This is a genomic window from Variovorax sp. CAN15 (assembly GCF_030462475.1).
Lineage (GTDB): Bacteria > Pseudomonadota > Gammaproteobacteria > Burkholderiales > Burkholderiaceae_C > Variovorax.
Genome location: NZ_JASMRZ010000009.1, coordinates 25799 through 44733 on the forward strand (window position 1 = coordinate 25799; position 18935 = coordinate 44733).

General features: G+C 69.4%; 16 protein-coding genes, 1 other RNA gene and 1 pseudogene. 10 read left to right on the top strand and 8 right to left on the bottom strand.

The genetic code is table 11. The features are described from left to right. Positions 1-49: 49 nt before the first annotated feature. The gene (htpX, locus tag QMO14_RS09395; RefSeq protein ID WP_301506367.1) at positions 50-925 is read left to right on the top strand and encodes a protease HtpX; all 876 of its coding nucleotides are present in this window, start codon (positions 50-52) and stop codon (positions 923-925) included. Positions 926-1039: 114 nt separating this feature from the next. Here htpX and QMO14_RS09400 read toward each other — a convergent pair whose 3' ends face one another. The 4 genes from QMO14_RS09400 to cysK all read right to left on the bottom strand — a co-directional run bounded on the left by QMO14_RS09400 (position 1040) and on the right by cysK (position 5382). Then, a complete protein-coding gene (locus QMO14_RS09400) occupies positions 1040-2026 on the bottom strand; it encodes a ProQ/FINO family protein (protein WP_301506369.1) in 987 nt (328 codons plus the stop codon). A 120-nt stretch (positions 2027-2146) separates the two neighbouring features. After that, the gene (locus tag QMO14_RS09405; protein WP_301506546.1) at positions 2147-2644 is read right to left on the bottom strand and encodes a VUT family protein; all 498 of its coding nucleotides are present in this window, start codon (positions 2642-2644) and stop codon (positions 2147-2149) included. Positions 2645-2709: 65 nt separating this feature from the next. After that, positions 2710-4389 (bottom strand): NAD(P)/FAD-dependent oxidoreductase, encoded by a 1680-nt coding sequence (locus QMO14_RS09410; protein WP_301506371.1) that lies wholly within the window; start codon positions 4387-4389, stop codon positions 2710-2712. Positions 4390-4461: 72 nt separating this feature from the next. After that, positions 4462-5382, bottom strand: a complete 921-nt coding sequence (gene cysK, locus QMO14_RS09415) for a cysteine synthase A (RefSeq protein ID WP_301506373.1) — start codon at positions 5380-5382, stop codon at positions 4462-4464. A gap of 100 nt (positions 5383-5482) precedes the next feature. On the opposite strand from cysK, the gene rnpB reads away from it, so the two are divergent. The 7 genes from rnpB to QMO14_RS09450 all read left to right on the top strand — a co-directional run bounded on the left by rnpB (position 5483) and on the right by QMO14_RS09450 (position 12423). After that, positions 5483-5811: RNase P RNA component class A (gene rnpB, locus QMO14_RS09420), an RNA gene on the top strand. Positions 5812-5969: 158 nt separating this feature from the next. Then, positions 5970-6437 (top strand): MarR family winged helix-turn-helix transcriptional regulator, encoded by a 468-nt coding sequence (locus QMO14_RS09425; protein ID WP_301506547.1) that lies wholly within the window; start codon positions 5970-5972, stop codon positions 6435-6437. After that, positions 6438-8564 (top strand): FUSC family protein, encoded by a 2127-nt coding sequence (locus QMO14_RS09430; RefSeq protein ID WP_301506375.1) that lies wholly within the window; start codon positions 6438-6440, stop codon positions 8562-8564. It begins immediately after the preceding gene. Continuing rightward, positions 8561-8767, top strand: coding sequence for a DUF1656 domain-containing protein (locus QMO14_RS09435; RefSeq protein WP_019658367.1), 207 nt, complete (start codon positions 8561-8563; stop codon positions 8765-8767). Before QMO14_RS09430 ends, QMO14_RS09435 begins: the two co-directional genes overlap by 4 nt. A 16-nt stretch (positions 8768-8783) precedes the next feature. Next, entirely contained in the window at positions 8784-9725 is a 942-nt protein-coding gene (locus QMO14_RS09440; protein ID WP_301506381.1) for an HlyD family secretion protein, read from the top strand. Continuing rightward, positions 9722-11197, top strand: coding sequence for an efflux transporter outer membrane subunit (locus QMO14_RS09445; protein ID WP_301506383.1), 1476 nt, complete (start codon positions 9722-9724; stop codon positions 11195-11197). Before QMO14_RS09440 ends, QMO14_RS09445 begins: the two co-directional genes overlap by 4 nt. Continuing rightward, positions 11194-12423 carry a multidrug effflux MFS transporter gene (locus QMO14_RS09450; protein WP_301506385.1) on the top strand — a complete coding sequence of 410 codons (1230 nt, stop codon included), beginning with the start codon at positions 11194-11196 and terminating at the stop codon, positions 12421-12423. The genes QMO14_RS09445 and QMO14_RS09450 overlap by 4 nt, the downstream gene beginning before the upstream one ends. Here the strand turns inward: QMO14_RS09450 and QMO14_RS09455 are convergent. The 3 genes from QMO14_RS09455 to QMO14_RS09465 all read right to left on the bottom strand — a co-directional run bounded on the left by QMO14_RS09455 (position 12413) and on the right by QMO14_RS09465 (position 15486). Continuing rightward, entirely contained in the window at positions 12413-12955 is a 543-nt protein-coding gene (locus tag QMO14_RS09455; RefSeq protein WP_301506387.1) for a hypothetical protein, read from the bottom strand. The genes QMO14_RS09450 and QMO14_RS09455 overlap by 11 nt on opposite strands. A gap of 144 nt (positions 12956-13099) precedes the next feature. After that, positions 13100-13819, bottom strand: coding sequence for an RNA pseudouridine synthase (locus QMO14_RS09460; RefSeq protein WP_301506389.1), 720 nt, complete (start codon positions 13817-13819; stop codon positions 13100-13102). Then, positions 13816-15486, bottom strand: a complete 1671-nt coding sequence (locus QMO14_RS09465) for an MBL fold metallo-hydrolase (RefSeq protein ID WP_301506391.1) — start codon at positions 15484-15486, stop codon at positions 13816-13818. The genes QMO14_RS09460 and QMO14_RS09465 overlap by 4 nt, the downstream gene beginning before the upstream one ends. Positions 15487-15625: 139 nt before the next feature. On the opposite strand from QMO14_RS09465, the gene QMO14_RS09470 reads away from it, so the two are divergent. Continuing rightward, a complete protein-coding gene (locus QMO14_RS09470) occupies positions 15626-16636 on the top strand; it encodes a tripartite tricarboxylate transporter substrate binding protein (protein WP_301506393.1) in 1011 nt (336 codons plus the stop codon). Between the two features lie 157 nt (positions 16637-16793). Here QMO14_RS09470 and QMO14_RS09475 read toward each other — a convergent pair whose 3' ends face one another. Beyond that, positions 16794-17672: a TorF family putative porin gene (locus tag QMO14_RS09475; RefSeq protein WP_301506395.1), complete on the bottom strand. Its 879-nt coding sequence runs from the start codon at positions 17670-17672 to the stop codon at positions 16794-16796. Positions 17673-17887: 215 nt separating this feature from the next. Here QMO14_RS09475 and QMO14_RS09480 point away from each other — a divergent pair. Then, a pseudogene (locus QMO14_RS09480) lies at positions 17888-18832 on the top strand (YifB family Mg chelatase-like AAA ATPase); the annotation flags it as partial. Positions 18833-18935: the final 103 nt, after the last annotated feature.

The window sequence follows — 18935 nt, forward strand, 5'->3', positions numbered from 1 at the left end:
GCCTCGGGGCCCTCATCTGGGTGGCAGGTTTCCCCACGGAGAATTCAACTTGAAACGTATCCTTCTGTTTGTCCTGACCAACGTGATGGTCGTCGCGGTGCTCGGCGTGGTCGCCAGCCTGCTCGGCGTCAATCGCTTCCTCACGGCCAACGGTCTCAACCTGGGCGCGCTGCTCGGCTTCGCGCTGGTGATGGGTTTCGGCGGCGCGATCATCTCGCTGCTCATCAGCAAGCCAATGGCCAAGTGGACCACCGGCCTGCACATGATCGACAACCCCCAGACGCCCGACGAGGCCTGGATCGTCGGCACCGTGCGCAAGTTCGCCGACAAGGCCGGCATCGGCATGCCCGAGGTCGGCATCTTCGAAGGCGAGCCCAATGCCTTCGCGACGGGCGCGTTCAAGAACTCCTCGCTGGTGGCGGTGTCCACCGGCCTGCTGCAGAACATGACGCGCGAAGAGGTCGAGGCCGTCATCGGCCACGAGGTGGCGCACATCGCCAACGGCGACATGGTCACCATGACGCTCATCCAGGGTGTGATGAACACCTTCGTCGTGTTCCTGTCGCGCGTGATCGGCTATGCCGTCGACAGCTTCCTGCGCCGCGGCGACGACCGCTCCTCGGGCCCCGGCATCGGCTACTACGTGAGCACCATCGTGCTCGACATCGTGCTCGGCTTCGCCGCCGCGATGGTGGTGGCCTGGTTCTCGCGCCACCGCGAGTTCCGCGCCGACGCCGGCGCCGCCGCGCTCATGGGCCAGAAGCAGCCGATGATCAACGCGCTCGCCCGCCTGGGCGGACTGCCGGCCGGCGAACTGCCGAAGGCGGTTGAGGCGATGGGCATCACCGGCAGCATCGGCAAGCTGTTCGCCACGCACCCGCCGATCGAGGAGCGCATCGCCGCGCTGCAGAACGCGCAGCGTTGAGCGGGGCGGGCCATCCGGCCCGCGCGGATCGACAAAGAAAAAGCCGCCACGTCACCGTGGCGGCTTTTTCATTTGGAGGCAGGCGCAGTGCGACGAGGGTGTCGGCTTTCCGGGTCAGCCCGCGGCCGGGGTTTCGGGGGGCGCCGGGGTCTCCGCGGCTTCGGGCGTCGCCGTGGCCTGCGGTGTTTCCGAGGTTTCCGGCGCTTCGGGCGCTTGCGGCGCAGCGGCGGCCGCCTCGCGGTCGGCGCGCGCGCGTTGCAGGGTGCGCGTGACATCGGCCTGCGTCATGCCGTACATGTCCGCGAACTCCTTCTCGCTGCGCCCGCTGGCCTCGAAGGCGCGCAGCAGCGCTTCGCGCTTGGCGGCCTGCTCCGCGAGCTGGGCGAGGGCTTCGTCGAGCACGGCGTTGTTGTTCGCGTCGCGCGAGCGCACCAGCACGGCGTAAGCCTCGCGGTCCAGGCCCGAGGCTTCGACGGCACGGGCCAGGCGGGCCACGAGCTGCGGGCGCAGGTCTTCGCCGGTACGCTGCGAGCGGCGGCGGTGCAGTTCGAGGATGGCGTGGTGCACATGCTCGGGCGCGACCGGCTCGGCGACGTTGCCGTCGAGGTCATGGCGCGGATGGCCGGCGGCCACGCTCTCGAGGTAGCGGGTCGAGCGTGCATGCAGGCCCATCGCCACCTTCAGGTCTTCGGCCTTGAAGTCGTCGGGGTGGCGGGCGATCAGCTCCTCGTACACACCGAGCTTCAGCGGCAGGAAGCGCGCGCCGAAGAGGTTCGGGTACAGCTCGAACAGGCGCTCGAGCGCCGGGTGCACCTTGCGTTGCGGGCGCGCGGGTTGTTGCGGCTGTTGCTGTTGCTTCTGCTGAGAAGGCTGCTGCCGGCCCTGCGCCTGCTGCGGCTTCTTCGGCTTGCGCTGCTGGTGCTGTTGCTGCTGCGGGGGGCGCTGCCTGGATTGCGCGGGGGCTTCCGCGGTGGCGGTTTCGGACGCCGTTGCGCCGTCCGTGCCGGCACGCAGGGCCTGCAGCTGCTGCGCCATGTCCAGGCGCTCGCCGCGGGGGCGGCGCGACTTGTTGTTCGGGTTGGCGGTGGTGGCTTCGGTCATTCTGGAGATTCGGCGCGAGGGCACGAAAGCAGGAAGGTATTCAGTGGAGTGCGCTCGCGCGTGCGGCGCGGCGGGCGGAAGGGGGCGCTGGGCGCATTGTCGTTTCTGTGGTCGTCGTCGTCAGCCCGGCGCTGCCGAAGTGCGCGCGGCCTGGCGGCCGATCAGCAGCCTGAAGGGCAGCAGCATGAGCACGCCCACGGCCAGCTTCACCGCGAGGTCGCCCAGCGCCCAGGTGAACCACGGGCCTTCGGTGCCCGCGAAGGCGATGCCCCAGAACACGATGCTGTCGAGCACCGCGGCGATCACCGTGGCGACCAGCGGCGCGCGCCACCAGAGGCCGCGGCGCAGGCGGTCGAAGACGCCGATGTCGAGCAGCTGCGATGCGATGAAGGCCAGCCCCGAGGCGGCCGCGATGCGCACCGGCGCCAGCAGCAGCGACACGCCCACCGCCACCGCGAAGCCCACCCACGCCACGCGCCGCGCCATGCCGGGGCCGAAGCGCCGGTTGACGAGATCGCTCACGAGGTAGGCCACCGGATAGGTGAAGGCGCCCCAGGTCAGCCAGTCGTTGATGGCGAACTGCACGAGGATGTTGGAGGCGAGCACCACGGCGGCCATCGCCAGCGTGGCGGCGACCAGGTGGCCCGGCGTGGGGCGCTCGAAGCGGAAGGACGACTGCTGCATCAGACGCTCGCGGTGCGTTCGCGCTCCGACTCGGCCAGCACGCTGCGCGCCACGGCCTCGGCCACCTTGATGCCGTCCACGCCGGCCGACAGGATGCCGCCCGCGTAGCTCGCGCCTTCACCGGCGGGGTAGAGGCCGCGCACGTTGAGGCTCTGGAAGTCGTCGCCGCGCGTGATCTTGATGGGCGACGAGGTGCGCGTCTCGACGCCGGTGAGCACCGCGTCGTGCGTGTCGAAGCCCTTGATCTTGCGGCCGAAGGCGGGGAAGGCCTCGCGCATCGCCTCGATGGCGTAGGCGGGCAGGGCCTTGTGCAGGTCGGTCGGCGTCACACCCGGCTTGTACGAGGGGATCACGCTGCCGAGCTCGGTGGAGGGCTTGCCGGCGATGAAGTCGCCCACCAGCTGGCCGGGCGCGCGATAGTCGCCGCCGCCGAGCACGAAGGCGTTGCTCTCGAGCTCTCGCTGCAGGGCGATGCCGGCGAGCGCGTCGCCCGGGGAACTGGATTCCCATCCTGGGAAATCGCGCGGGTCGATGCCCACCACGATGCCCGCGTTGGCGTTGCGCTCGTTGCGCGAGTACTGGCTCATGCCGTTGGTGACCACGCGGCCCGGCTCGCTGGTGGCCGCGACCACGGTGCCGCCGGGGCACATGCAGAAGCTGTAGACCGAGCGGCCGTTGCTCGCGTGATGCACCAGTTTGTAGTCGGCCGCGCCCAGCAGCGGGTGGCCGGCATGGCGGCCCCAGCGCGCGCGGTCGATCAGGCCCTGCGGATGCTCCACGCGGAAGCCGATGGAGAAGGGCTTGGCCTCGATGTGCACGCCGCGCTTGTGCAGCATCTCGAAGGTGTCGCGCGAGCTGTGGCCCAGCGCCATCACCACGTGGTCGGCGCGCAGTTCGTGGCTCTGGCCGGTCGTCTGGTCGAGCACGGTGAGGCCACGCAGATGTTTGCCGTCGGGGCCGTCCTCGATGCGCACGTCGGTCACGCGCTGCTCGAAGCGGATCTCGCCGCCCAGCGCCACGATCTGCTCGCGGATGTTCTCCACCACCTTCACCAGCTTGAAGGTGCCGATGTGCGGATGCGCGACGTAAAGAATTTCAGGCGGCGCGCCGGCCTTCACGAACTCTTCCATCACCTTGCGGCCGAGGAAGCGCGGGTCCTTGATCTGGCTGTAGAGCTTGCCGTCGGAGAAGGTGCCGGCGCCGCCTTCGCCGAACTGCACGTTCGACTCGGGGTTGAGCACGCTCCTGCGCCACAGGCCCCAGGTGTCGCGGGTGCGCTGGCGCACGGTCTTGCCGCGTTCGAGCACGATGGGCCTGAAGCCCATCTTCGCGAGCATCAGCGCCGCGAAGATGCCGCAGGGGCCGAAGCCGATGACCACCGGCCGGGACGTGCCCTCGGGGGCATTGGCCGGCGGCGTGTAGCGCATGTCGGGCGCTTTTTGGATATGCGGATGGCCCGCATGCTTCGCGAGCAGCGCGGCTTCGAGCTTCGCGTCCGACAGCTGCACGTCGCAGATGTAGACGGTGAGCAGCTCGACCTTGCGGGCGTCGAAGCTGCGCTTGTAGACGTTGTGGGAGGCGATCGCGTCGAGCGGAATGTCGAGCGTTTTGACGATCAGTGCGGCCAGCGCGTCGGGGGCATGGTCGAGCGGGAGTTTGAGTTCGGAGATTCTCAGCATGGCGTGGGGCTTGTAGTTATCAAGCAGACCACGGATTTTAAGCGCCAGGGGCGCTATGAAAGGGATAGCGGGTCAGGCGGGAAGGAAGCCTTCGACCGACAAGTAGCGCTCGCCCGTGTCGTAGTTGAAGCCCAGCACCACCGCATCGGGCGCCAGCGAGGGCAGTTTCTGCGCAATGGCCGCGAGCGTCGCGCCCGACGAGATGCCGACCAGGATGCCTTCCTCTTGCGCGCAGCGGCGGGCCATTTCGCGCGCCGGCTCGGCATCGACCTGCAGCACGCCGTCTAGCAGCGAGGTGTCGAGGTTCTTCGGAATGAAGCCCGCGCCGATGCCCTGGATGGGGTGCGGCGCCGGCTGGCCGCCGGAGATCACCGGCGAGGCCACTGGCTCCACGGCGAACACCTGCAGCTTCGGCCACTTCTTCTTCAGCACCTTCGCCACGCCGGTGATGTGGCCGCCCGTGCCCACGCCGGTGATGAGCACGTCGATGCCGTCAGGAAAATCGGCCGCGATTTCTTCGGCCGTGGTGCGCACGTGCACGTCGACGTTGGCGGGGTTGTTGAACTGCTGCGGCATCCACGCGCCGGGCGTACCGGCCACGATTTCCTCGGCGCGGGCGATGGAGCCCTTCATGCCGTTGGCGCGCGGCGTCAGGTCGAAGGTGGCGCCGTAGGCCAGCATCAGGCGGCGGCGTTCGATGGACATGCTGTCGGGCATCACCAGGATCAGCTTGTAGCCCTTGACGGCCGCCACCATGGCCAGGCCGATGCCTGTGTTGCCCGAGGTGGGCTCGACGATGGTGCCGCCGGGCTTGAGCGCGCCGCTCTTCTCGGCGTCTTCCACCATCGCGAGCGCGATGCGGTCCTTGATCGAGCCGCCGGGGTTGGCGCGCTCGGACTTGATCCAGACCTGCTGCTTCGCATTGCCGAACAGGCGGTTGATGCGCACGTGCGGCGTGTTGCCGATGGTCTGGAGGATGTTCTGGGCCTTCATGGATGCAATCTCCTTGGATCGATGCGTTTGTCGGACGGACAGCGCACATTGTGAGACCAGCCCGAGAGCGCGCCCGGGCACAGGCGATAATCCACCCCGTGAAGCACGCCAGACCGCCGCTGGTGCAAGTGCCGAAAGGCCGCACTGGAGGAACGTCCGGACTGCACAGGACAGCGCAGGAGTTAACGACTCTCCACCGTGAGGTGAGGATCAGAGCAACAGAGACGAGCCGATTGAGTTCGGGTGAAACGGGCAATCTCTGCGCGCAGCAACACCAAGTAGGCCAGTATCGAGGTGGTTCCGCTGAGCTGGCGGGTAGGTGGCATCGAGCCGTCTGGTGACAGGCGGCCCAGAGTAATGGCGGTCACGCCGCAGGTTCCGCAAGGGGCCTGCGGTGCACAGAATCCGGCTTATCGGCGAGCTTCACACTTTTCTTTCTTTCCCGGTTTCCCTCTCCCAACCGTTCCCTGAAAACGCCGTCGCCTGCACGGATCGGTATTTACCCCTAGAATAGATAGCCTGCTAATTAATAGGCGGCTATCGTGAACGACTCCTCCCAGATCCCGGCCACGCGCGCACAGGCGCTGATGCGGCTCGGCACCTCCCTCGCGGTGCTGCAGCGTGGCTACCGTGCCTCGGCGGACAAGGCGGTGGCGCACGTGGGCGTGTCGCAGACGCTGGCCTACCCCATCGTGATGCTCGGGCGCATGAGCGGAGATGTGCGCCAGGGCATGCTGGCCGAGGCGATGGGCATCGAGGGGCCCTCGCTGGTGCGCTCGGTCGACCAGCTCGTGGAAGCCGGCCTCATCGAACGCCGCGAAGACCCGGCCGACCGCCGCGCCAAGACATTGCATCTCACCGAAGCCGGCAAAGCTGCCTGCGCACCCATCGAGGCCGCGCTCACGCTGATGCGCGCGTCGCTCTTCGAGGGCGTTTCCGACGAAGACGTCGCCGCCTGCCTGCGCGTGTTCGCCGTGCTCGAAGAGCGCATGGGCGTGCGCTCGATGCAGAGCCCCCCGCCGTCTTCCGCGCCGGCACAGGAAGGGCGGGGGTAGATGCCCGCGTTCTCTCTTCCGCGCTTCAGCCGCGCGGAGCTTCTCTTTTCCGGCAAGAGCTTCGCGGCCGCCATGCTGGCGATGTACCTCGCCAGCCGCGCCGGCCTGCCGCGCCCGTTCTGGGCGCTCATGACCACCTACGTCGTCGCCCATCCGCTGGCCGGCGCGGTGCGTTCCAAGGCGGTCTACCGATTCCTCGGCACGCTCATCGGCAGCACCGCCACCGTGCTGCTGGTGCCGGCGCTGTCCAATGCGCCCGAGCTGCTCACGCTGGTGCTCGCGCTGTGGGTCGGGCTTTGCCTGTGCATCTCGCTCTTCGACCGCACGCCGCGCTCCTACGTCTTCATGCTCGCGGGCTACACGGCGGCGCTGATCGGCTTTCCGTCGGTGCAGACGCCGCTCGCGCTGTTCGACACCGCCGTGGCCCGCGTGGAGGAAATCGGCCTGGGCATCTTCTGCGCCACGCTGGTCCACAGCCTCGTGCTGCCCGCGGGGCTCGCGCCGACCGTGCTGGGCCTGCTCGACCGCACGCTGCAGGACGCGCGCAAGTGGCTGGGCGATCTCTTCCAGCCCGCCGGCCGCAGCGGCGGCAACGGTGCCGACCCCAGGCGCCTGGACGATGACCGCCGCCGCCTCGCCGGCGACATCACCCAGTTGCGCCTGCTCTCCACCCACGTGCCCTTCGACACCACGCACCTGCGCTGGACCGCCGGTGCCATCCGCGCGATGCAGGACCGCGTCGCCGCGCTCACGCCCGCGCTTTCGGCTGTCGAAGACCGCCTGCTGGCGCTGGAACAGGCCGAAGGCGCCATCGCCCACGACGTGGCCGCAGTGCTCGCCAAGGCCGCGCAGTGGCTGCGCGAAGAAGCCGATGCCTCCGGTAATGCGGCGACCCGCGCCGGCCGCCTGCAGGACCTGCGCCGCGCCATCGACGCTTTGAGCGCCACGCCGCCGAACGCCGAGCCGCAGACCCGCTGGGGCCGCGCCCTGCGCATCGGCCTCGCAGGCCGTCTCGAAGAGCTCGTCGACGGCTGGACCGCCTGCGCCCAGTTGCGCCAGGACATCGACGAAGGCCTGAAGGGGGCGCCGCTGCGCCGCACGGCCGCGCTCGGCAGCCGCGTGCTGCACCGCGACTACGGCATGGCGCTGCTGTCGGCGCTTGCCGCCGTCATCGCCATCTGCCTGTGCGGCGCGTTCTGGATCGTCACCGGCTGGCCCATGGGCTCGGCCGCGACCATGATGGCCGCCGTCTTCTGCTGCTTCTTCGCCACCATGGACGACCCGGTCCCGGCGATCCACGGCTTCCTGAAGTGGACGCTGTGGTCCATCCCGATCTCGGCCGTCTACGTGCTGGTGCTCATGCCCACGGTGCAGGACTTCGGCATGCTGGTGCTCATCTGCGCGCCGCTCTTCCTGGTGCTGGGCTTCTACCTGCCGCGCCCCACGCACTTCATGCCCGCGATGGCGCTGGTGTTCGGCGTGGCCGGCACGCTCGCGATGCACGACACCGCCAGTGCCGATCTCGTGAGCTTTCTCAACAGCATGATCGGCCAGATCGTCGGCGTGGTCGTCGCGGCTCGCGTCACGCGGCTGGTGCGTTCGGTGGGCGCCGACTGGAGCGCGCGGCGCATCCAGCGCGCCACCTGGCGCGAGCTGGGCGACATGGCCGCGTCTTCGCAGCCGCAGTACGCGCAGAGCGATGCCTACGCCGTGCGCATGCTCGACCGCATCGGCCTGCTCGCGCCGCGCATCGCGCAGGCCGGCGGCACCGTCGAGGGCGTGGCCGCCAACGACGCGCTGCGCGACCTGCGCATGGGCGCCGACATCGCCGTGCTGCAGCGCGTGCGCGCTCAGCTGCCGCTGGCCACTTCGGCCGCGCTGCTGGGCGGCATCTCACGCTTCTTCCGCCAGCGCGCGGAGGGCCGCTTGAACCCGCGCCCGCCGGGCCTCTTGCCGCAGATCGACGAGGCGCTCGACGCAGTGCTCGGCGCGCGCGACGTCGGCTCTTGCGCCGCATCGCGCTCGGCCGTCACCGCGCTGGTGGGCCTGCGCCGCAACCTCTTTCCCGATGCGCCGCCCGCGCTGGCGAGCGCGACACCCATCACCCGACAAGGAGCTTCCGCATGATCGGCGAAGCCAGCTTCTACGGCCTGTACCTGCCCTGGATCATGGTGCTCGCGCTCGCGGCACTGCTCGTGCTGTGGGGCGTGCGCCGCCTGCTCGCGGCCACCGGCGCCTATCGCTGGGTGTGGCATCCGGCCCTCTTCGACATGGCGCTCTACCTGCTGCTGCTCTACGCGCTCAGCCGCGCCAGCGCTTACCTCCAATGACAACAACGAGATTCCAATGAAAGCCGCCCGAACTCCCGACGACAGCAATCCGTGGGCCCAGCGCCTGGGCCGCGTCCTCATCACCCTGGCCGTGGTCGCCGCCGCCGTGTGGGCCGGCCTGCGCCTGTGGGACCACTATGAACTCGCGCCGTGGACGCGCGACGGCCGCGTGCGCGCCAACGTCGTGCAGATCGCGCCCGACGTGTCGGGCTTGGTCACGGCAGTGCCCATCCACGACAACCAGCCCGTGGCCGCCGGTACGCTGCTCTTCGAGGTGGATCGCGCGCGCTACGACCTCGCCGTGCGCCAGGCCCAGGCCGCGCTCGCCGCGCAGCGCGCCGTGAGCGCGCAGGCCCAGCGCGAGAACGCGCGCAACACCGGCCTCGACGAGCTGGTGTCGAAGGAGTCGCGCGAACAGACCCGCTCGCGCGTCGAACAGATGCAGGCGGCGGTCGCGCAGGCCGAAGTGGCGCTCGACTCGGCCCGCCTCAACCTGCAGCGCGCCCAGGTGCGCGCGCCGGCCGATGGCCTGGTCACCAACCTCGACCTGCGCCAGGGCAGCTACGCCGCGGCGGGCCGGCCGGTGCTTGCGCTGGTCGATGCGCAGTCCTTCTACGTCGAAGGCTATTTCGAGGAAACCAAGCTGCCGCGCATCCACCTCGGCGACCGCGTGCGCGTCACCCCCATGGGCGGCGGCGCGGTGCTCGAAGGCTCGGTCGAGAGCGTGGCTGCCGGCATCGCCGACCACGACCGCTCCACCAGCGCCAACCTGCTGCCCAGCGTGAACCCCACCTTCAACTGGGTGCGGCTCGCGCAGCGCATTCCGGTGCGCGTGAAGCTCGACCCGCTGCCGCAGGGCGCGCGCCTCGTCGCGGGCCAGACGGTCACGGTGCAGGTGCTGGAGAACAAGCCGGCGCAGAAGACGGCGGCAACGGCTTCCACGCCACAGAAGGGATGAACGACATGACCAGCTTCGCATTCCGCATCGCATCGCTGGCTGCTGCCGCCGCGCTCGCGGCCTGCGCGGCGGTCGGCCCCGACTACCACCAGCCGCCCGAGGCGCTGGCCAGCCAGGCCGCCGCCGGCAAGCCCTTCGCCGAGGCACCCGCCAACGCCGCGCCGCTGCCCGCGCACTGGTGGCGCCTGTACCACGACCCGCTGCTCGACAAGCTGGTCGAGCAGGCGCTGGCCCACAACACCGACCTGCGCCAGGCCGTGGCCAACCTGGAGCGCGAGCGCGCCATCGAGGACGAAACCTCCGGCGCCAAGTACCCCACCATCGGCGTCAACGGCGGCCCCTCGTTCGGCCACGTCTCGGGCCTGTCGCTGCTGCAGAAGGGCTACGAGCCGCCGAGCACCTTCAACTACAGCGCGGGTGCATCGCTGTCCTACCAGGTCGACCTGTTCGGCCAGATTCGCCGCGCCATCGAGGCCTCGCAGGCCAGCACGCAGTCCGCCGAAGCCGCGCTCGACCTGGTTCGCGTGAATGTCGCGGCCGGCACAGCGCGCGCTTACGCCGAGGCCTGCTCCACCGGCCTGCGGCTGCAGATCGCGCAGAAGTCCGTCTCGCTGCAGCAGGACGCCGTCAACGTCACCGACCGCCTGCAGCACGCGGGCCGCGCCGGCGCCATCGACGCGAACCGCGCACGCGCGCAGCTGCAGCAGCTCAACGCGGCGCTGCCGCCGCTGAAGGCCGAGCGCCAGGGCGCGCTCTACCGCCTCGCCACGCTCACGGGCGCGCTGCCGCAGGACTTTCCGCGCGAGGTGGCCGACTGCACCGTGCCGCCGCGCGTGGCCGGCGTGCTGCCCGTGGGCGACGGTGCCGCGCTGCTGCGCCGCCGCCCCGACATCCGCCAGGCCGAACGCAGCCTCGCCGCATCGACCGCGCGCATCGGCGTGGCCACGGCGGAGCTCTATCCGAAAGTCACGCTGGGGCTCTCTGGCTCGTCGGTGGGCCATGCCGACGGCTTCGGCCGCAAGGACACCTTCGCCTGGAGCCTGGGCCCGCTGATCTCCTGGACCATTCCCAACACCGGCGTCGCGCAGGCCCGCATCGCGCAGGCCGAGGCCGGCACGCGCGCAGCGCTCGCCAGGTTCGACGGCACCGTGCTCACCGCGCTGCGCGAAACCGAGACCGCGCTCGCCACCTACGCGCGCGAGCTCGACCGCCGCGCCGCGCTTCAGGCCTCGCGCGACGAGAGCGCCAAGGTCGCCGCGCAGGCGCGCCAGCTCTACCGGAACGGGCGCACCGCCTACCTCGACGCGCTCGACGCCGAGCGCTCGCTGGCCGCCAGCGAAGCCGCGCTCGCGGCCAGCGAGGCGCAACTGGCCGACGACCAGGTGGTGCTGTTCATGGCGCTCGGCGGCGGCTGGGAGCCTGACGAAGCCCATCTCGCGCAGGGCTCGACGCCGGCCGGCATCAGGCAATGACACCGGCATCCGCGCAGCCATCGAGCCGCCCGCACGCGCCGCTGTGGCTGCTCGCGCTGGTCACTTTCAGCGGCACGCTGGCCATGCACGTCTTCGTGCCCGCGCTGCCCATCGCGGCCCAGAGCCTGGGTGCCGGCATCGCCGCCATGCAGATGACGGTGAGTCTCTACATCTTCGGTCTCGCGGTGGGCCAGCTGGTGTACGGCCCGCTGGCCGACCGCTTCGGGCGGCGGCCCGTGCTGCTGTGCGGGCTGGGCATCTACTGCGTGGCGGGGCTTGCCGCCGCGCTCGCGCCCGAGGTGCATTCGCTCATCGCCGCGAGGCTGTTCCAGGCCATCGGCGGCTGCTCGGGCCTCGTGCTGGGCCGCAGCATCGTGCGCGACACAGCGCAACCGCTGGAAGCCACGCGCCGCCTCGCGCTGATGAATCTCATGGTCACCATCGGCCCCAGCCTCGCACCGCTGATCGGCGGTGCGCTCGCCACGGCACTGGGCTGGCGCTCGATCTTCTATGCGCTCTTCGGCCTGGGCGTGGTGGGCTTCCTCTTCACCTGGCGCATGCTGCCCGAGACCGGTGCGCCCGGTGCCGCCGTGAGCGCGCGTGAACTCGGGCGCAACTACCGCAAGCTGCTGGCCTCGCCGGCCTTCCTTGGCTTCTCCGTCGGCGGCGGCTGCGCCACCACGTCGATGTATGCCTTCATCGCCTCGGCACCCTTCATCTTCGTCGACCAGCTGCACCGGCCGGCGCACGAGGCGGGCATCTACCTCGCGATCCTGGTGTCGGGCGTGTGGCTCGGCAGCTTTCTCACCAGCCACCTGATCTCGCGCGTGCGCGTCGACCGGCTCATGATCCGTTCCAACGCGCTGAGCGTGGCCGCGGCCTTCGTGTTGCTCGGCGCGGCATTGAGCGGCCATCTCTCGGTGCCGCTCATCGTGGTCTGCATGTTCCTGTTCACCGTGGGCGCCGGCATGGCCTCGCCGGCCGCGCTCACGCAGGCGATCAGCGTCAACCCGCAGGTCATCGGCTCGGCCTCGGGCCTCTACGGCTTCACGCAGATGGCCGTGGGCGCGCTGTGCACCGCGCTCGCGGGCATGGGGCACGGCAACCCGGCGCTGGCCTCGGCCATCGTGCTCGCGGGAGCGGGCATCGTGGCGCAGCTGTCGTTCGCCATGGCGCTGCGCGCGCAGAAGCGCGCAGCAGCAGAGGCAGCAAGCCTCAGCGCCTGAACAGCCACCCGCCTTTGGGCTGGCGTACCAGTTCGTGGCGCTTGACTGCGCGTTCCTCCCCGTCGTCGCCCACGTAGACCACCTCGAAGCGCAGCAGCTTGGGCGAGACCATCTTCCAGTTCTGGATGCGCTTCACGGTCACGCAGGCGGTCTTGTCGTGGTACTGCATCTCTGCCATCGGGCCGCCCTGGAAGCCGGTGCCGTCGAACAGGCGTCCGGGCGCTGCGAAGGGGTTGAGCACCGCGCCGTTGCGCGCGGTGATGCAGCCTTCGGTGCGCACGAAGGACTCGATGGTCGGCGAGGCGCTGCGCACCACCTTGCGCACGGCCGGGCTCGGCGGCTTGCTGGCGATGGCCTCGCGGATGCGTTCGACCTGCTCTTCGGTGATGGGCGCGAGGCCGTCCTTCGACACCACGGGCGGCGGTGGCGCCGGTGGCGGCGCAGGCGGCGCGGGCGTGAGGTAGGAGCAACCCGTCACCAGCGCCAGCGGCACGGTGCAGGCGAGGGCGGCGCCCGGTGTTGCGAACTTCATGACTCAGTCTCTCCCTGAGGGCGGCCCCTGGAGGCCGCGGGCTGAAAATTGCGGGCCGCAAGAATGCGGTGCATCGTCGTTGTCGTCCTCTGTCTTCTCTTCTCGACGGTTTTCTTTTTTTCTTCTTCGTTCTTGCTGTTGTTTTCAGAAGCGTTCGTGGGGTGCAAGGTAGCGCCACTGCCCGCGCTGCAGCCCCGCCAGCGGCACGCGGCCGATGCGGATGCGCCGCATCGCCAGGATGCGCAGGTTCACGCCGTCGCAGATGTGGGCGATCTGCCCCGGCCGCGCGCCCTTGAGCGCGAAGCGCAGGCCAGTCTGCTCGTCGGTCTGCCGGCCGATGCTCACGCGCGCCGGCGAGCGTTCGAGCCGCGCCAGCACCTCGGGGCTCACCGGGCCGGCCACGTCCACCATCACTTCGTGCTCGAGGATGGCGGCGTCTTCCTGCAGCTTGCGTTCGATGCGGAATTCCTGCGTGAACGCGACCAGCCCGCTGGCGCCTGTTTCCAGCGGCGTCATGCAGCGCTGGCCCTTCGCATGCGCTGGCAGGAAGCGCAGTCCGGCGCGCTCGGGTTCGTGGTGGTTTCCGGCGATCAGCAGGCGGTGCGCGGTATCGGTAGGCATGCCGGCAGGCTTGTAAAGAAGCAGTGTGACGGGCACCACGGGCTCGGGCCTGGCGCCGGCCTCGATCTCGACTTTCTGGTGCGGCAGCACGCGCGACTGCGGCAGCATCTGCGGCACGCCATCCACGCGCACCGCGCCGTTCTCTATCAGCAGCTCGGCTTCGCGGCGGGATACGCCGGCGAGCGCGGCCACGCGCTTGGCGAGGCGGATGCCTTCGTCTTCGGCGGGAGCGCTCGCGTTCATCGGGCCGCCGCCAGTTGACGGATACGCGCCACGTGCGCGGCCAGCGAACGCGCGGCCACCGGCCACATGCGTTCGGGTACGTCGTCGTAGGCCAGCGGCAGCCAGTCGTCGGGCGTGCCTTCGGGCAGCTTCCGCATCGCGGCGGCGATCTTGGCCTCGCGCTTCAGGCGGTGCGCCTTCAGCATGCCGATGGCGGTGCGCGCGAAGCCGATCACGTAGCCGTGCGCGGGCAGGATGAACCCGACGCCACCGGCTTCGCAGGACTTGTCGAGCGTGTCCAGTGAATCGAGGTACGCGTTCATGTCGCCATCGGGCGGATCGATCACCGTGGTGCTGCCGTTGAGGATGTGGTCGCCCGAGAACAGCAGGCCGTCTTCCTCCAGCACCAGGCACAGGTGGTTGGCCGCATGGCCGGGCGTGTGGATCACGCGCAGCGTGTGCGTGGCGGACTCGCCGGCTTCGGTGGTGCCCGAGAGCACCAGGCGTTCGCCGTCGGCCAGCTCGCGTTCGGGTGCGAAGCGGGCGGTGGCGCGCGCCGTGGGCTTCGATGCCAGCCCGAGGATCGGCGGCTTGCCGCCCTTCGTGCACAGCGCCTGCAGCGGCGCCGCGCCCGGCGAATGGTCGGCATGCGAGTGCGTGCAGACGATCATGCGGATGTCGCCATGCGTGGCGCGCCACAGCCGGCCGATGTGGTCGAAATCGTTCGGGCCCGGGTCGATCACGATGTAGCCGGTGGCCGCGTCGCCCACGATGTAGCTGTTGGTGCCGGGGCCGGTCATGGCGCTCGGGTTGGGTGCGGTCAGGCGCATCACGTTCTTCAGCAGCGGCACCGGGGTTTCGCTCTGCCAGTCGAGCGCGTGCAGCACCTGGCCGTCGGGGCACACCATCGCGAGCTCGCCGTAGGGCGATTCGTGCTCCATGTAGCGCGCGTCCTCGCCCTTGAGCAGGCCGGCGCGCGGGCAGCTGGTCCACAGCGGCGCCTCGCCGGCGCAGGCTGCGAGCAGCGCGTCGACGGTGGCGTAGGCGGCCATGCGCTGCAGCGTGCGCACGGTCGGGAAGATCATGAAGAAGCTGCCCGCCTCATGGCGCGCGAGCGCATCGGCGGGGCGCACCCAGCAGGGCTCGAACTGCTCGCTTTCGTCGGCCGTGGGCACCTGTCCCTCGGGCATGCGAGCCACCAGGAAGGGCACGTCGAAGCGGCGGGGCAGGTCGCGGTCGGTCATCCAGTGCGCGAAGGTGAAGACGCGGTCGGAGTCGAGCACCAGGCCGCGCGCGGCGCACTGGTCGGCGAAGGCGGTGCCGGCGGTGTCGCGGCGGTCCATCGCCGCGACCTCGTCGGCGCTCACGGGCAGCCCGTCGGCCTGGCGGTGTGCGAGCAGGATGCCCAGCTCCTCGAAGGCCTCGCGGATGGCGGCGATGGCCTGCGTGCGCTGCACGCGGCTTTGCGTGGGGCGGCGCGTGGCGATGCGCTTGGCGGCCTCGTCGGCTTCGTCGATGTGGCCGCCGGGAAACACGTAGGCACCGGGCGCGAAGCTGGCGGTGGCGGAACGGCGGGTCATGAGCACTTCGATGCCGGCGGCGCTGTCGCGCAGCAGCAGCACCGTGGCGGCCGGGCGCAGGGGCGCGGGCTCGCGTGGGGCGTGTAGTTGTTGGGTGGGGCGGACCATGGGGTCGATTATCGGGAGCAGGCGCGATACCTGCATGTCGCGCATAAGCTCATATGGAATCGGGCATCAGCCGCGCGCCACAATGCGCGGCTGCACCGTCTGCATTGAAGACAAAAGATTGAACGACCGAAAGACTGCCATGGCTCATTCTCCATTCACCCGATTCGCTCGCCACACGTTGCTGCTGGCAGCGGCTTCGCTTGCGGCGCCCGCCGCCTTCGCCCAGCACGCCGCGCACGACTGGCCGCAGCAACCCGTCACGCTGATCATGGGCTTCCCGGCCGGCTCGGGCGTGGACGTGGTGGCCCGCACCATCCAGGAGCCGCTGGCCAGGCAGTTGGGCAAGCCGGTCATCATCGACTACAAGTCGGGCGCCGCGGGCAACATCGCCAGCGACTATGTGGCTCATTCGAAGCCCGACGGTTACACGCTCTCGTTCGGCACTGCCGCCACCCACGGCAGCAACGCCGCGCTCTACAGGAAGCTGCCCTTCGACGTGGAGGCCGACTTCGTGCCCGTGGCCCCGGTGCTCGACGTGTCGAACGTGCTCACCATCAATCCCGACGTGATCAACGTGAAGACGTTGAAGGAATTCGTCGAGCTGGTCAAGGCCAACCCCGGCAAGTACAACTATGCGTCTACTGGCAACGGCGCCGGCACGCACATGGCCTTTGCCGAGTTCAATTCGCGCCTGGGCCTGACGATGGTGCACGTGCCGTACAAGGGCGGCCCCGAGGCCATCACCTCGGTGGTGCGCGGCGAGACCTGCTGCATCATGAACCAGGTGCAGACCGTGCTGCCGCACTACAAGGCCGGCAAGGTGCGCCTGCTGGGCGTGACCACCGCCGCGGCCGTGCCCGCGGTGAAGGAGGTGCCCACCATCGCATCGAGCGGCCTGCCCGGTACCAAGGGCTTCGACAGCTCGATCTGGTTCGGTATCTTCGCGCCCAAGGGCACCGACCCGCAGATCGTCGACAAGCTCAACGCCGCCGTGAAGGCCGTGCTGGAGACCCCCGAGGTCCGCGAGCGCTTCGAGAGCCAGGGCAACACCGTGCGCATCGAGTCGCCGGCACAGTTCAAGAAGACCGTGCACGACAACCGCGTGAAGTGGGCCGAGGTTGCGAAGGCGGCGAACATCAGCATCGATTGACGGTTGCGTTCAGGGCGCGTGCACAGGCCGCGGGGTACTCCCCTCCGCGAATGTCCCCCGGCCTGCGGCCTCCTCCTTTATTTCGCTGCGGGGAGCACCCGACGCCCTGCGCACGGAGCACGCTGTCGGGTCGCTGCCGGCATGAGTGCGCTGCCGATCAGAGCGTCTTCGTCAGCGTGAGGATGAAGCGCGCCTTGTTCGGCGAGTAGTAGGTCGTGCCGAAGGTGCCGAAGCCGTAGTCCACGCCCGGGTTGCTCACGGCGAGGTACGAGTTCTTCTTGTTGGCGCCCTGGATCGAGCCGGTCAGCGACAGGCCGTTGCCGAAGTCGTAGCTCGCGCCGACGTTGTAGTCGACGTAGCTCTTGTAGCCCAGGCTGCGGATGTCGCTGGACATGTTCGTGTAGCCGATGGCCGCCTTCAGCGTGACCTTGGGCACGATCTCCTTGCTGTACGACAGGTTCAGATAGCCCGTGTTCGTGCCCTTCAGGCCCGAGCCGGCCTTGTTGCCGGCGTAGCCGAAGTAGTCCTTCGACACGGTGTGCGAGTACTTGGCGGTGAAGGAGCCGAGGCTGTCGTTCGCGTAGGTGGCGCCGACGTACAGCTCGGTGGTGTTGCCCGACGAGTTGCCCGGGTAGATGTAGGTGAGCGCACCGACGTCCATGTCCAGCGGGCCGGCCTTGAACTTGTAGCCGCCGTACACGTCCATCTCGATGCTGTTGCCCTTGAGCCAGTTGACGCTGGAGTTCCAGTTGCCAACGTAGAAGCCGCTGTCGCCGAAGGCATAGTCCAGGCCGCCCTGGATCGCGGGCTTGAAGCCCTTGGTCTTGGCGTAGTCGTTCTTGCCGATCATGTCCTGGTCCTGGCCACGGAACTTGTAGTTCGTGGTGATGGAGATGTTGCCGGTCAGGTTCGGCGCGGGAGCTGCCGCAGGCGCTGCTGCGGCGTCGGTCGTTGCAGTCTGCGCCAGGGCCGCGCCGGACGCGGTCAATGCGGTGGCCAGAACGATCAGCGCCTGGGCGGCGGTACGGTGCGTCATCGGGAGAACTCCTCGCAAGTGTGTTGTTGGACCGGAGGGTTCAAAGCAGGGAGCGTGCCAAAGTGCACGAATACCGTCGCTTGCAACCCCCTCCACGTCGCGGTTGAGAGCCAAATCGTTACAACACCTGTTGCGGGTGGTTGCAGAAGAACGGTGCGCCGCACCACCGCGGGAATGCCCAAAAAGTGCGCACCATCTTGGGGAGAGGGAGAGAAATGGGACTGTCTTTGGTGCAAAGCCGCGCCTTGCTGGGTCTTGAAGCGGCCAGTGTCACGGTAGAGGTGCATCTGGCGAACGGCCTGCCCAGCTTCACGCTGGTCGGCCTCGTCGAAACGGAGGTCAAGGAGGCCCGCGAGCGCGTGCGCTCCGCGCTCCAGAACGCGGGGCTGGAATTCCCCAATAACAAGCGCATCACGGTCAACCTCGCGCCGGCCGACCTGCCGAAAGACTCCGGGCGCTTCGACCTGCCCATCGCGCTGGGCATCCTCGCCGCCAGCGGCCAGATAGACAACGCCAGGCTCGCCGGCCATGAGTTCGCCGGCGAACTCTCGCTGTCGGGCGAGCTGCGGCCCGTTCGCGGTGCGCTGGCCATGGCGCTGGCGCTGCATACGCGCGGCGTCGCGACGCGGCTGGTGCTGCCCCTGGAAAGTGCGCAGGAGGCCGCACTGGTCCCGGGCGGCGAGGTGTACGGCGCGAAGCATCTGCTGGACGTGGTGCGCCAGTTCGTGTCCGCCGACGAGGCCGCCGCCCTGCTGCCCGACACCACCGACGACGGCTGGGCGCGCATCCAGGCCACGCCCGATGCGGCCCCGCCCCGGTACGCCGACCTGTCCGAAGTGAAGGGGCACACGGGCGTCAAGCGCGTGCTCGAGATCGCCGCGGCGGGCGGCCACAGCCTGCTGATGGTGGGCGAGCCGGGCTCGGGCAAGTCGATGCTCGCGCAACGCTTCGCGGGGCTGCTGCCCTCGATGCACATCGACGAGGCGCTGGAGAGCGCGGCCGTGGCCAGCCTGGGTGGGCGCTTCGCGACCGAGGGGTGGCGGGTTCGACCTACCTGTGCGCCTCATCACACTTGCAGTGCCGTGGCGCTGGTTGGCGGAGGCTCTCCGCCCCGCCCCGGAGAAATCTCGCGTGCCCACCATGGCGTTCTGTTTCTGGATACCGTTGTCATGGGCCCATCGACATGCACCCTAAACATTAACCATCGACGGACACTACCGGGCGAAGTACTTAGAGTTCGGCGTTTTCAACTATCGGCTCTCA